General features: G+C 73.4%; 12 protein-coding genes and 1 pseudogene. 1 reads left to right on the top strand and 12 read right to left on the bottom strand.

All coding sequences use genetic code 11. The features are described from left to right. Positions 1 to 39 precede the first annotated feature (39 nt). From BLT82_RS26015 to BLT82_RS25965, 12 genes and pseudogenes are all read right to left on the bottom strand, one after another. Positions 40 to 855, bottom strand: a complete 816-nt coding sequence (locus BLT82_RS26015; RefSeq protein WP_093659024.1) for an ABC transporter ATP-binding protein — start codon at positions 853 to 855, stop codon at positions 40 to 42. Next, positions 852 to 1,901: a FecCD family ABC transporter permease gene (locus tag BLT82_RS26010; RefSeq protein WP_208868041.1), complete on the bottom strand. Its 1,050-nt coding sequence runs from the start codon at positions 1,899 to 1,901 to the stop codon at positions 852 to 854. The genes BLT82_RS26015 and BLT82_RS26010 overlap by 4 nt, the downstream gene beginning before the upstream one ends. 35 nt (positions 1,902 to 1,936) lie before the next feature. Further along, entirely contained in the window at positions 1,937 to 3,001 is a 1,065-nt protein-coding gene (locus BLT82_RS26005) for an ABC transporter substrate-binding protein (RefSeq protein ID WP_208868038.1), read from the bottom strand. A 210-nt stretch (positions 3,002 to 3,211) separates the two neighbouring features. Beyond that, on the bottom strand, positions 3,212 to 3,832 hold the full coding sequence (locus tag BLT82_RS26000) for a sigma-70 family RNA polymerase sigma factor (RefSeq protein WP_093659022.1): 621 nt from the start codon (positions 3,830 to 3,832) through the stop codon (positions 3,212 to 3,214). A 175-nt stretch (positions 3,833 to 4,007) separates the two neighbouring features. Beyond that, positions 4,008 to 4,715 (bottom strand): hypothetical protein, encoded by a 708-nt coding sequence (locus tag BLT82_RS25995; protein WP_208868037.1) that lies wholly within the window; start codon positions 4,713 to 4,715, stop codon positions 4,008 to 4,010. Between the two features lie 863 nt (positions 4,716 to 5,578). Next, positions 5,579 to 6,082 carry a copper chaperone PCu(A)C gene (locus tag BLT82_RS25990; protein WP_093659018.1) on the bottom strand — a complete coding sequence of 168 codons (504 nt, stop codon included), beginning with the start codon at positions 6,080 to 6,082 and terminating at the stop codon, positions 5,579 to 5,581. Beyond that, positions 6,079 to 8,325: a heavy metal translocating P-type ATPase gene (locus BLT82_RS25985; protein ID WP_093659016.1), complete on the bottom strand. Its 2,247-nt coding sequence runs from the start codon at positions 8,323 to 8,325 to the stop codon at positions 6,079 to 6,081. Before BLT82_RS25985 ends, BLT82_RS25990 begins: the two co-directional genes overlap by 4 nt. Beyond that, complete coding sequence (locus tag BLT82_RS25980) at positions 8,325 to 8,564, bottom strand: hypothetical protein (protein ID WP_093659014.1); 240 nt, start codon at positions 8,562 to 8,564, stop codon at positions 8,325 to 8,327. Before BLT82_RS25980 ends, BLT82_RS25985 begins: the two co-directional genes overlap by 1 nt. A 187-nt stretch (positions 8,565 to 8,751) precedes the next feature. Then, positions 8,752 to 9,162 (bottom strand): glyoxalase superfamily protein, encoded by a 411-nt coding sequence (locus tag BLT82_RS38160; protein ID WP_404205327.1) that lies wholly within the window; start codon positions 9,160 to 9,162, stop codon positions 8,752 to 8,754. A gap of 21 nt (positions 9,163 to 9,183) precedes the next feature. Next, positions 9,184 to 9,960: pseudogene (gene cobF, locus BLT82_RS25975) on the bottom strand (precorrin-6A synthase (deacetylating)); the annotation flags it as partial. 272 nt (positions 9,961 to 10,232) lie between these two features. After that, a complete protein-coding gene (locus tag BLT82_RS25970) occupies positions 10,233 to 11,258 on the bottom strand; it encodes an SPFH domain-containing protein (protein WP_093659012.1) in 1,026 nt (341 codons plus the stop codon). Positions 11,259 to 11,261: 3 nt separating this feature from the next. Further along, on the bottom strand, positions 11,262 to 11,690 hold the full coding sequence (locus tag BLT82_RS25965; RefSeq protein WP_093659010.1) for an NfeD family protein: 429 nt from the start codon (positions 11,688 to 11,690) through the stop codon (positions 11,262 to 11,264). A gap of 365 nt (positions 11,691 to 12,055) precedes the next feature. On the opposite strand from BLT82_RS25965, the gene BLT82_RS25960 reads away from it, so the two are divergent. Next, the gene (locus BLT82_RS25960; RefSeq protein WP_093659008.1) at positions 12,056 to 12,775 is read left to right on the top strand and encodes an SDR family oxidoreductase; all 720 of its coding nucleotides are present in this window, start codon (positions 12,056 to 12,058) and stop codon (positions 12,773 to 12,775) included. The last annotated feature ends 20 nt before the right edge of the window (positions 12,776 to 12,795 follow it).

Below are 12,795 nucleotides of genomic sequence, written 5' to 3'. Positions count from 1 at the left end.
GAGGGGCAGGACGGCGGACGTCCTGCCCCTCCTCCGCCTTCATCCGGCGGTGCCTGCCTCCAGCGCGGGTGCCGCGGGGCGGCCGGCGGGAGCCCTGTGGTCGAAGGCGATGAGGGGGTCACCGGTGAGTGGGTGGTCGACCACGGCCGCCCGGACTCCGAACACGTCCGCCATCAGCTCCGGGGTGATCACCTCACGAGGCGGTCCCGAGGCGACGACGGTCCCGGAGTGCAGGACGTGCAGCCGGTCGCACACGGAAGTGGCGGCATTGAGGTCGTGCAGTGACACCAGGGTGGTGCGGCGCTGTGCCCGGAGGAGGGCGAGCAGTTCCACCTGGTGCCGGACGTCCAGGTGGTTGGTCGGCTCGTCCAGCACGAGCACGTCGGGCTCCTGGGCGAACGCCCTTGCCAACAGGACCCGTTGGCGTTCGCCGCCGGACAGTGCCGTGAAGTGCCTTCCGGCCGCCTCCGCCATGCCGACGTCCGTCAGTGCGCGGGCGACGACGTCCCGGTCGGTGGCGTTGTCCCCGGCGAACGCCCGCTTGTACGGGGTCCGCCCCATGGCCACCACCTCCCGTACCGTCAGCTCGAAGTCGCCGCCCCGCTCCTGCGGCAGCGCCGCCACGTGGCGGGCCGAGCGGGCCGGAGACAGCTCGCGGATGTCGCCGCCGGCCAGCAGGACACGGCCCGCGACGGGGCGCAGATGCCGGTAGACGGTGCGCAGGAGGGTGGACTTGCCGCTGCCGTTGGGGCCGACGAGTCCGGTGATCTCCCCCTCGGCCGCGATCAGACGGGCCCCCGACACGACCGTACGGCCCGCGTACGCGACATGCAGATCCTCGATGTCGATCCTCAACTGCCGCTCCCCAGGCGTCGGTCCAGCAGGTACAGCAGGGCCGGAGCCCCGATCAGCGAGGTGACCACGCCCACGGGCAGCTCCTGCGTGTCCATCGCCGTCCGGCACACGATGTCCACGACCACCATCAGCAGCGCGCCGAACAGCGCCGAGACCGGGAGCAGCCGGCGGTGGTCCCCGCCGACGACCAGCCGGCAGGCGTGCGGAACCATCAGGGCCACGAACGCGATCGCGCCGGAGACGGCGACGAGCACTCCGGTCAGCACACTGGTCACCGTGAACAGTTCGCGCCGGAGCCGGGTGACGTCGACGCCGAGTCCGGCCGCGGTCTCGTCGCCCATCAGCAGGGCGTTGAGCCCGCGGGCGCGCGCATGCAGCCACAGCAGCGCCGCGGGCACGGCGGCGGCGGGCACGGCCAGCATCGGCCAGCTCGCCCCGCTCAGACTCCCCATGAGCCAGAACAGCACGCTGTGCGTCTGCTGTTCGTCCCCGGTCTGCAGCACCAGGTAGCTGGTGAATCCGGAGAGGAACTGCCCGATGGCCACACCGGCCAGGACCAGCCGCAGCGGGGCGAACCCGCCGCCGCGCCGGGCGACCGTCCACACCAGGGCGAAGGTGGCCAGGGCACCGACGAAGGCGGCTGCGGACAGCCCCAGTCCCAGCGCACCGCCCGCTCCGAGGCCGAGCACGATCGCGGCGACGGCGCCCAGCGAGGCCCCGTTGGAGATCCCCAGCAGGTACGGGTCGGCCAGCGGGTTGCGTACCAGCGCCTGCACCGCCGTGCCGACCAGGCCGAGTCCGGCGCCGACGAGCGCGGCGAGCAGGGCCCGGGGTACCCGCAGCTGCCAGACGATCAGGTCGTCCGTGCCGGGCCGCGGCGCCTCACCGGCCAGCCGTCGGCCCACGACACCCCACACCTCGCCGGGCGGGATGGACGTGGAGCCCCAGGAGACCGCAGCGGTCAGGGCGGCGAGCAGGGCCGCGCCGAGGACCACCGCGAGCAACCCGGCGGGCACGGTCCGCGTCTCGCCCGCGGACTCCTTCACTCCGCGGCGGGTCGCGGTCGGCGTGACCGGCACGGTCACTTGACCTTGTCCGGGTGGATCGTCCTGGCGATCTCCGCGACCACGGTGGCGTTCTCCACCCCCGCGATCGTGGTGCGCTCGGAGCCGATGCGCAGGAACCTGCCCTCCTTCACGGCCTTCAGGCCCTTGGTGGCGGCGTTCCCCTCGAGCCACTTCCGCGCCTCGTCGAACGCCTTGTCGTTCGCCGCCTCGCTGCCCCGGTTGCGCACCCCGAGCTGGATCCAGTCCGGGTTCTCGGACACCACCTCCTCCCAGCTCACCTGCTTGAAGTCGCCGTCGCAGTCCGCGAACACGTTGCGGGCGCCCGCGAGGGTGATCACCGCGTTGGCGACCTGGCGGTTGCACACGGCGACCGGCTGCCTGGTGCCCGCGTCGTAGTCGAAGAAGAAGTAGGTGGGCCGCGCGTTCTCGGCGGTCCCTCCGATCGCCTTCCGGACTCCGTCCACCTTCGCCTTCATACCCGCGACGAGTTCCTTCGCCTTCGCGCTCGTGCCCGTGACGGCTCCGAGGGAGGTGATGTCGTTCTCGACCGCGGTCAGGTCCGTCGCCGGGCTCTCGGCCATCGCCGCACACGCGGTGGACTTGAGGTGGACGTGATCGATCCCGGCGGCCTTGAACTCCTCCTCGGTGGGAGCGTCACCCATGCCGCCGCCCATGCCGGCCATGGAGCCGAAGGTGTCGACGTACAGGTCCGCCCCGGAGCCGAGGAGCTTCTCCTTCGGGATGACCGTCCGGGCGAGGACCTCGACCTTCTGCGCCTGGGCGTCCAGTTCGCCGGGGAGCGTGCCCCTTCCGGGCGGGAACCCGGTGCCGATCACCTTGTCGCCCGCTCCCAGGCGCAGCAGCAGCTCCAGGCCGGAGGCGTTGCTGGTGACTATCTTCTCCGGAGCGGCGGCGAAGGTCGTCTCGGCGCCCGTGCAGTCGGTGACGGTCACGGGGTGGCCGCCCCGGGTCGCGGACTTCTCCGACCCCTTGTCCCCGGTGCCCTTCCCGCCACCGCAACCCGTCGCGAGGAGGCCGAGCACCGCGACCGCCGTACCGCACCACACACGAGAACGCATGAAAGTCTCCAGAATCCACTTGGCACAGGGGGTGAAACTCCGTCACCCGGTCCACTAGTCGGGGCGGGTGCGGGCTGAGTTCCCGGCGCCCGTGGTCCGGTGCGGTCGACGGTCCCCGCGCCGGCGGGGCCGGCGGGAGTCGTGCCGCGGACGGGTGCCGCGGACGGGTGCCGGCTCGGCGCCCTGGGCGTCGAGCCGGCACCTGCCGCGTCAGGCGGCCACCGCCCGCGCCACCGGCGCCTCCGCTTCGGCGAGCAGGTCCATCAGCGTCGCGCGGGCGCGGGCGACCCGGGAGCGCACCGTGCCGACCGGGCAGTCGCTCAGCTTCGCCGCCTCGGCGTAGGGCAGTCCCAGCATCTGGGTGAGGACGAACGCCTCCCGGCGTTCCTCGGGCAGGGCCGCAAGCAGTTCGAGCAGCGCGACGCCCTCGTCGAAGCCCGGCAGGTCGCACGGCTGCGCGAGTTCGACCGTCAGCTGCCAGTCCGGCACGTCGTGCAGCCTGGGCCGCGCGGCCGCGTACCGATAGCTGTCGATCACCGCGCGGCGGGCGATGGACAGGAGCCAGGCACGGGCCGAGGACCGTCCTTCGAAGCGGTGCAGGCTGCTGAGCGCGCGCAGGAACGTGTCCTGGGCCAGGTCGTCGGCCGACTGGGGGTCGCCGCACAGATGGGCGACGTAGCGCAGGACGTCGCGGTGCAGGGCGCTCACGAAGCGCTCCACCGCGTCGGCGTCACCACCCCGGGCGGCGAGCGCCCAGGAGGTGATCGACTCGTCGGCCGACATCGCCGTCTCCGTCGTGTCGCCTGAAGCGGGCAGGGCGGAAGAGATCACGTGGTGTCCTTCTCGGGTCGTCCGGAACCGGGACCGGGCCCGAGGCCGGGCGGTCCGTCATCCGGTGTGGGGGTCCGGCCGCACGGCGCCCGCAGTGGTGGTTCCGTTTCCACCCGTGCCGGCGTACGGCCGTGGCCCGAGGGGCACTTGGGCCGCCTCGGGATTCCGGCTGTCGTCAGGCGACAGCGGACCCCACGGGCGGCCCTCGGGAGACGATCGCGTAGACCAGGGGAAGCAGCCGTGACGCACGGGACGGGCGGCGGCGGCCGCGCAGACGCGGACGGTGGGGCGGTGCCGGCAGGGCGAGCAGAAGCCTCATCGGCGCGGTCAGCCACCCCGCGACCGCCCGGAGAATCCGGAATGCGGCTCGCTCGCCGTAGGCGAGCCAGAGGCCGGTGAGCAGTGCCGCCGCCAGGTGGGCGGCGAGCATGCCCAGTGACGCCGGGTCAACGGCACCGGCCTGTGCCGGGTCCACATGGCCTGCGCCCATGTGCCCGACGTACGTATGCCCCATCGACATGCCGTCCACGGCGTCCGTGTGTGCGGGCCCCATGGCGGCGGAGGTCATGTGGTGGTGTACGTGGTCGGCGGGCCCCGTCGTGTGCGGGACGCGGCCGGCGGTCGGCGCCGCGGACTGCGCGAGCGAGAACGCCGAGTGGAGTGCCGTCTGGGCGGCGACCACCAGGTTCAGGACGGCGAGCCGTCCTCGCTCACGCCCCGCGAGGCACCAGCCCAGCACACCGGTCGCTCCGAACCCGCCGGAGAGCGTCCACCACGGCACGGGCTGCCCGGACATCATCACGTGACCGAGGGCGGCGAGTAGCACGCATACGGCCGCGAACACCGCGGCCCGTACCGTACGAGAACACCACCCGGCAGTCATGGCGCCTCATCCTCGCATCCTGACGGGCCGTCGTCGTGCATGGGTACGTGAGCGGGCCCGGTCACTCACTCAAGACCGCGCGTGTGAACAAGACCACGGTCCGCGACGGGAACTGACGCAGCGTCCACCGCGACAAATACCACGGGAGGTCCCTGCCGGAGCAGACCGCCGTGCGAGCCGCGACGCCGCGCCCACCGTCCGGCGCACCGCCGGGCTCGCGGGCCCGCGGGCACGACGCATGGGCGGAACGCGGCTCTCGCCCGGGCGGACAGCCGCCCGCGTCGGCCCCGATGGCGCCCCCACCCGGACCCGGCGCCATGACGCCCGCAGTCCCTACGCCCCGCGCACACGATGCCGTGGCCGCACGCCGAAGCGACCGGTTCCCAGGCGGAGTGTTCCGGCGGAGGGGCATCGCACATGGGCCCCACGGCGGCCGCGGACTCCCGACGAACGCCGCAACCCCCGGCGCGCGCCGGGCCGTGGCCTCGCACCGAGGGCCAGACTCCGGGGACCGCCCCGGCGGGGAACCTGGCCCGAGCGCGGGGCGCCGAGGACGCCTGCCGCAACAGCCGTCGACCGCCTCCGGGCACGAGCAGGCGGGCACCGCCCCGAACCGGCTCGGCGCCCCGCACACCCCGCGCGCGCCCCGTCGTCGGATGGACGCGCACGCGTCGCACGCAGGGCGCATGCTGCCCGGTGAACGACACGCCCCGTCACGGGTGGAGGGCGCGTGCTGCCGGGGTGAGGGCGGCCGGGCACGCGTAGGGACGCGTCCCCGGTCGCCGTAGGAGAGGTGTCGCGTCACCGCCCGTGGTGTGGACCGGGGTCCGTGCGGCCCAGCCGCGGCCGGAGACGTGGGGCCGTCACCCGGCGGCCGAGCCCGGACCGACCACCACGGCGACCGTCCTGATCCCCCCTGCGCGCTCGAAGTGCAGCGTCATCGGCACGATGTCCCCGGCCCGCCACCGTGTCCTCGGTCTGAGGGTGAGGCTCACGCCATGGGGCGACATGGTCATCGCGTCCCCGGCGGGAACGGCTGCCGAGGGGATCTCCTCGCGGTACGCCGCACCGGCGTCGGTGCCGCGGTGGCGGGTCAGTGTGATCTCCCCGCGCGCGGACGGCGAGGTGGCGCCCGTCAAACGGTCCGCGGAACCGCCCGAGTTGGCGACCTCGAAGTACGCCGCGGTGTCCCTGTCGTCGCCGAGCGGCAGGTACACCCGGCCGGGGACGACGTCGATCCGGGCAGGGGAGCCCGCGTTGCCCGTGCCGACCCAGGTGGTCAGGCCGCCCAGGGCGATGCTGCACGCGGCGAGGGGCACCAGCACGGCCGGCAGCGTGCCGGCGAGACGACGGCTCACCTTCGTCATCGCCGGCGGCTCCGCCCGGGAGACGGCTGCCAGGCGCGCAGCCGCAGGCTGTTGCCGACCACGAGGAGCGAGCTCGCCGACATCGCCGCCGCGGCGAGCATCGGGTTGAGCAGCCCCACCAGGGCGAGCGGCACGGTCACGACGTTGTACCCGAACGCCCATACGAGATTGACCCGGATCGTGCCCAGAGTGCGGCGGGCCAGCCGGACCGCGTCCGCCAGGGCCTCGATGTCACCGCGCACGAGGGTCACGTCAGCCGCCCCGATCGCCACGTCCGTGCCGCTCCCCATCGCGATCCCCAGGTCCGCCCCGGCCAGCGCAGCGGCGTCGTTGATCCCGTCGCCGACCATCGCGACCCGTCTGCCGTCCTCCCTCAGCCGCCGTACGAGTGCGGCCTTGCCCTCGGGGGTGCACCGGGCGTGCACGTGCCTGATGCCCAGGTTCGACGCGACGCTGCGCGCGGCTGCCTCCCGGTCGCCGGTGGCCAGTACCGGCTCCACCCCGAGACGCCGCAGCGTCTCCACGGTCCGGTAGCTTCCGGGCCGTACGGCGTCACCCACTTCGATCAGGGCCTCTGCCACTCCGTCCACCCGGACCAGGACCGGGGTGTGCGCGGCGTTCTCCGCCGTACGCAGCGCTTCGGCCAGCGGCTCGGGCAGTTCGCCGTCCGGCGCGACCACGTCGACCAGGTGGCCGTCGGCCCTGCCCCGCACGCCCCGGCCTGCCGCGGCGGTGAAGTCGCCCGCCTCCGGCAGCGGCAGGTCGGGGGCCGTCCTGCGGGCATACGAGACGACCGCCCGGCCCAGCGGATGCTCCGAGCCCTGCTCGACCGCGCCGGCCAGCCGGAGTACCGCCTCCCGCCCCAGCCCGTCCGGGACGGCCGTGAAGCGGGCGACGGTCATGTGTCCGGTGGTGAGCGTGCCGGTCTTGTCCAGCACGACCGTGTCGACGTGCCGCAGGCCCTCGAGCGCCCGCGGCCCGCCGACGAGAACGCCCAGCCGGGCACCGCGTCCGGTCGCCGCCATCATGGCCGTCGGGGTCGCGAGGCCCAGCGCGCAGGGGCAGGCCACGACGAGGACCGCCACGCTCGCGGTGACGGCGGCCTGCGGATCGGCGCCCGCGCCGAGCCAGAAGCCGAGGGCTGTGACGGCGAGGGAGAGCACCACCGGCACGAACACGCCCGACACCGAGTCGGCCAGTCGCTGCGCCCCGGCCTTGCCGGCCTGGGCGTCGGTGACCATACGGGTGATCCTGGCGAGCCGGGTGTCGGCGCCGACCGCGGTCGCACGGACCAGCAGCAGGCCGCCCGCGTTGACCGCGCCGCCGACCACGGGCGATCCCGGTCCGACCTCGATCGGCTCGCTCTCCCCCGTGACGAGGGACAGGTCCACCGCGGAGCTGCCCTCGGCCACCTCGCCGTCGGTGGCGACACGCTCCCCGGGTCGCACCACGAAGACCTGACCCACTCTCAACTGCTCCACGGGGACCAGACGTTCGTGCCCTTCCTCGCGTACCGACACCTCCTTCACGGCGAGCCGGGCCAGCGACCGCAGCGCTTCGCCCGTTCCGCGCCTGGCACGTGCCTCGAGGAACCGCCCCGCCATGACGAAGAGCGGCACACCGACGGCCGCCTCGAGATACAGGTGTGCAGCACCCTCCGAATCCGCGGGGAGCAGACTGAACGGCATGGTCATGCCGGTCTCCCCCGCGCCCCCCAGGAAGAGCGCGTACACCGACCACGAGAAGGACGCCGCCACTCCCAGCGACACCAGGGTGTCCATGGTGGCGGCCGAGTGCCGCAGTCCGCGCGCCGCCCGTGCGTGGAACGGCCATGCGCCCCACAGGGCGACGGGCGTGGCGAGAGCGAAGGAGAGCCACTGCCAGTTGCGGAACTGCCAGGCCGGGACCATCGACAGCACGAGCACCGGTGTCGCGAGGAGAGCGGTGATCACGAGCCGGTCGCGGTCCTGCCGGTCGTCCGCCGGTTCGTGTCCGTGCGCCCGCCGCTCGGGCGGCTCGGGGAGCGCGGCGGTGTAGCCGGCGGCCTCCACCGCTGCGACGAGAGCGGAGGGTTCGGTCCCCGGCGGGTGGCTCACCCGTGCCGTCCCCGTCGCCAGGTTCACGGTGGCCGTCACGCCGTCGAGTCCGCCGAGCCGCTTCTCGACGCGCCGCACGCACGCCGCGCAGGTCATTCCCCCCACGGTCAGGTCCGTGGTGACGAGCGTCTCCGCCCCGGCGCCCATCAGTCGCGCCCGCCGTGGCCGTGGCCCGTGCCACCGGAGCCGTCGTCCTCCGCCGCACCGTCGGACGGCGCGGAGTGCATGCCCGGCGCCACGGGCCCGACGAGGGACCCGACGGCGTAGGAGCCCGCGAAGACCACGGCGAGCAGCAGGAGGAAGCCGCACAGCGCGGGTGGCGGCAGCGCTCCGCGGAGCGCGGGGAGCGCCGGGGGGCCCGGCGCCGCTCGTCGGGAATCGTCCATGACCGAGGTCTCCCTGTTCCACGTGCGTACGTCCTGGCGGACTGCGTACGGCGCCCGCCGGTTCCGCCCTGCTCGGGAGTCGGTTCCGTTCGGCGGCCGTACGGTCCAGATGTCGTACCCGTGGCGGGTGGGGTTCCCGGACCTGCCACATGACGCACATCACGCGTCCGGCCGGGCGGGGCGACGGTCAGCCCACCGGCGTGCCCACCCGCAGCCGGTTGCCGTCGGGGTCGCGGAGTTCCACCTCACGCGCCCATGGAGCGGTGGCCACCGGCACGCCGAACTCGCCCGCGACGGCGTCGACGTCACGCACCCGCAGATAGAGCAGCGTGTCGGGGCGGGCATCGCCGGCGTGCTCGGACAGGAACAGCTTCACGGGACCCCTCGCGATCTCGACGAAGGCGGGCGATCCCGGTTCGAACCGGTGCCCCCACTGCTTCACGAACCCGAGCCGCCGGTACCAGGAGACCGCCGTCGCGGCGTCGGCCACCCGCAGGACGGGGATCGCCGCTTCGTCCGTCTCCCCCGCCCGCCGGGCCGGTTCGGGCGCGGACCGCTGCCCCGCCGAGGGCCGGGCCGAGGATGCGGGGCAGGGCACCTGCGTACCGTCGTCCGCCGGTCCGCCGGCGACGCGCAGGAGGTATGTGTCCATGATCCAGCCGTGGCGGGCGCGCGCTTCGGCGCGGACCTGCCTGATGCGCCCCGCGACGTCCGACAGCAGGCCGGAGACGAGGAGTTCGTCGGGTGTTCCGAGGTAGGCGCCCCAGTAGATCCACACGTCGTCGCCCTCCACCCCGGTGAACGACTCCTGGGCGTCGAGCATCACGACGATGTCGCCGTCGTCGTCGCGACCCACCTCCGGGAGCCTGCGCGCGGGGGTGATGTGGACGGGCCGGCCCACCTGGTTGAGCGTGATGCGGTGCCGTGCCGCCAGTGCGGACACGCTGCTGATACCCGGCACGACCTCGGTGTCGAAGGCAACGGTGCCCCGTGCCGCGACCTCGGCCAGGATGCCCAGCGTGCTGTCGTACAGGGCGGGGTCGCCCCAGACCAGGAAGGCCCCGGTCAGCCCCGGGGCCAACTCGTCCCGGATCAGGCGCTCGTAGACGTCGGCGCGTCTGCTGCGCCAGTCGTGGACCGCGGCGGTGTACTCGCTCCGGCCCTCCGTCGTCCGGTCGCGCCAGGGGTCGTCCGCTTCGACGACGCGGTACGGCGCGCGGGCGTGCTCATCGAGCATGCGCCGCCGCAGATCGGTGAGCGAGGACTTCTCCGGCCCCTTGCCCAGGACGAAGAAGACGTCGGCGCGGCGCATCGCCTTCACCGCCGCGAGCGTCAGATGGTCCGGGTCACCGGCACCGATGCCGATGACGAGGAGGTGGCGGTGGTCCGTGCTCATGCGGGATGCCTTCTGGGCGAGAGGTGGTGGGAGGGCCCGCCCCGCCGCCGTGAAGAGGGCCTGCGGGCCGGCCGAACGGCGCGCCGGTGAGCGGTGGGTGTACCCCGGTGGCCGCTTCTCCGTGGACGCGGTCGTGCCTTCCCTTCCGGCCGGCGGTGGCGAACACGGCGCGGATCGGTCGACGTTGGAAGCGTACGCCTTCGGCGCCGACGGTTCTGCCGTTCTCGGCGTGCCCCGCCGTCACCGCCGGCGCGGCTCGGCCGTCCGCCCCCTCACGGTCGCGGACCGGAGGTGCCGCCATCGGTCTGGACCGCGTCGGCGACGGCTGCCGCCGCGGCCTCCGCCGCCTTCGCCGCGTCGTCGGCGGCCTTCCGGTCGGCCCTTGCTCCGGAGGATTCCTCCCGGGTCGCGGGCGATTGGGGCAGCGCCTCGCTGAAGGCGCGCGACACGCCTTGGAGAGCCGAGGTGACCTCGCCGGGGATGACCCAGAACGTGTTGCCCGGCCCCTGCGCCAGCTGGGGCAGCACCTGGAGGTACTGGTACGCGAGCAGCTTGGGGTCCGGGTCGTTGCGGTGCACTGCCTGGAACACCTCGTCGATGGCCCGGGACTGGCCCTCGGCCTTCAGGATCTCGGCGGTCCGGTTTCCCTCCGCCCGGAGGACGGCGGACTGCTTCTCGCCCTCAGCGGTGAGGATCTGGGCCTGGCGCTGGCCCTCGGCCCCGAGGATCGCGGCCCGCTTGTCCCTCTCGGCCCGCATCTGCTTCTCCATCGCGTCCTTGATGGACTGCGGGGGGTCGATGGCCTTGATCTCCACGTGGTTGACCCTCAGCCCCCACTTTCCGGTGGCCTCGTCCAGAACGCCGCGCAGCTGGTCGTTGATCATGTCCCGGGACGTGAGGGTCTTCTCCAGATCCATCGAGCCGACGACGTTGCGCAGGGTGGTGACGGTGAGTTGCTCGACGGCCTGCAGATAGTTCGCGATCTCGTAGGAGGCGGCCCGCGGGTCGGTCACCTGGAAGTACACGACGGTGTCGATCTCGACGACCAGGTTGTCCTCCGTGATGACGGGCTGCGGCTGGAAGGAGACGACCTGCTCGCGGAGGTCGATGACCGGATAGACCCGGTCGACGTAGGGGATGACCACATTGAGCCCGGGCTGCAGCGTGCGGTGGTACCGGCCGAGCCGCTCCACGTTGCGGGCACGCGCCTGGGGAACCACACGCACCGCCTGGACCACGGTGAAGACCGCCAGGAGTGCGACGACCACACCGACGAGGAGGAGCGCCGTAGCTTCCATGATTCACTCCCGGGGGTAGACGACTGCTGTGGCGCCGCTGATCTCCATGACGTCCACCGCCGTTCCCGGAGGGATCACCAGCGTCTCGTCGTACGCGCGGGCCGTCCACTCCTCACCGCCGATACGGACCCTGCCGCCCGTCCCCGTCACCTCCGCGACGACGTGGGCGGTGCGGCCGACCAGGGCGTCCACGCCGAACCGCTCCCCCTGCGGCCTGAGCGCGCGCCGCACCCGGGGGCGCACGAACACCACACTGACCACGGCGACGACGGTGAAGACCAGGAGCTGGAAGGGCAGCGGTACACCCGCCGCGGCGACGGCCGCCGTGACCAGTGCGGCTCCGCCCAGCATGCCCAGGGCGACGGTCAGGGTGACGGTCTCCGCCGCGATCAGCACCGCAGCGGCGATCAACCAGATCGCCCAGCGGTCCATCGCGCCCCTCCTGACTGACGCAGGTGCACGGAAATGCCGGGCGATGTCCCGCCCTCCCTCCTGTGAGGGCTCGGGGGGCGGCAGAGCCGGTGGCGAACCGGCTCCCACCCAGCCCTTACTTTTCGTATCTACTCACCTCAAAATCGTGGAAATCCCATGTTTTCCACCTTTCCCGATGATCCGCTCGGTGCCGGGCCCCGGCTCGTGACCCGGCTTCCGGCGCGCGGCATGGCGCCGGGTGGTGACGTACACCCGACGGCTATACGTTCGGAGAGGTGCGGCCACGGACGTCGCGAGGTGGTCGACCGCCGGTCCCCGGCCCCTCCACCCCACGCCGGCAAGCCCACGCCGGGAAGGACTCCCCCATGAAGCTCCACGGGTCCGTCGCTTTCGTCACCGGGGCCAACCGCGGGCTCGGGGAGCAGTTCGTGCGGGCGCTCCTCGACGCCGGGGCGGCCAAGGTCTACGCGGGCGCCCGCGACCCCGCGAAGGTCACGGTGCCCGGAACCGTCCCGGTCGCGGTGGACATCACCGACCACGACTCCGTGCGGGCCGCTGCCGACCTGGCGCCGGACGTGACGCTCCTCGTCAACAACGCCGGCTCCACGACCCGGGCGGACATCCTCACCTCCGACCTGGACTCGTTCCGTATGGAGTTCGAGACGCACGCGGTCGGCACCCTCGCCATGAGCAGGGCCTTCGCCCCCGTCCTCGGGCGCAACGCCGGAGGCGCGATCGTCAACGTGCTCTCCGTGCTGTCCTGGGTGTCGATCACGGCCAGTGCCGGGTACTCCGCCGCCAAGGCCGCCGAATGGTCGGTGACCAACGCCCTGCGGGTGGCCCTCGCGGACCAGGGCACCCAGGTCACCGCCCTGCACGTCAGCTATCTCGCCACGGAGCTGGCCGCGAGCATCCCTGGCCCGAAGTCCGATCCCGCCGAGGTGGCCCGCGCGGCCCTCGCCGGAGTCGAGGCCGGACTGCACGAGGTGCTGGCCGACGACGTCAGCAGGCAGGTCCGGACGGCGCTGGCGGACGGGCCCGAGACCCTGTATCCGCAACTGAGCGGAGGCCGGCCCTTGGTCTGACGGCACGAGCGGGACGGCCC

This window comes from Streptomyces wuyuanensis (assembly GCF_900103455.1).
In the GTDB taxonomy this organism is placed as follows: Bacteria; Actinomycetota; Actinomycetes; order Streptomycetales; family Streptomycetaceae; genus Streptomyces; species Streptomyces wuyuanensis.
The sequence above is the reverse complement of the archived record's forward strand: the minus strand, read 5'-3'. Positions and strand labels throughout refer to the sequence as shown.

Bases quoted from the DNA above. Each gene is read 5' to 3' on its own strand.
- BLT82_RS26005 (WP_208868038.1), bottom strand. From the start codon at position 3,001: ATGCGTTCTCGTGTGTGGTGCGGTACGGCGGTCGCGGTGCTCGGCCTC.
- BLT82_RS25995 (WP_208868037.1), bottom strand. From the start codon at position 4,715: ATGACTGCCGGGTGGTGTTCTCGTACGGTACGGGCCGCGGTGTTCGCG.
- BLT82_RS25990 (WP_093659018.1), bottom strand. From the start codon at position 6,082: ATGACGAAGGTGAGCCGTCGTCTCGCCGGCACGCTGCCGGCCGTGCTG.
- BLT82_RS25985 (WP_093659016.1), bottom strand. From the start codon at position 8,325: ATGGGCGCCGGGGCGGAGACGCTCGTCACCACGGACCTGACCGTGGGG.
- BLT82_RS25980 (WP_093659014.1), bottom strand. From the start codon at position 8,564: ATGGACGATTCCCGACGAGCGGCGCCGGGCCCCCCGGCGCTCCCCGCG.
- BLT82_RS25970 (WP_093659012.1), bottom strand. From the start codon at position 11,258: ATGGAAGCTACGGCGCTCCTCCTCGTCGGTGTGGTCGTCGCACTCCTG.
- BLT82_RS25965 (WP_093659010.1), bottom strand. From the start codon at position 11,690: ATGGACCGCTGGGCGATCTGGTTGATCGCCGCTGCGGTGCTGATCGCG.
- BLT82_RS25960 (WP_093659008.1), top strand. From the start codon at position 12,056: ATGAAGCTCCACGGGTCCGTCGCTTTCGTCACCGGGGCCAACCGCGGG.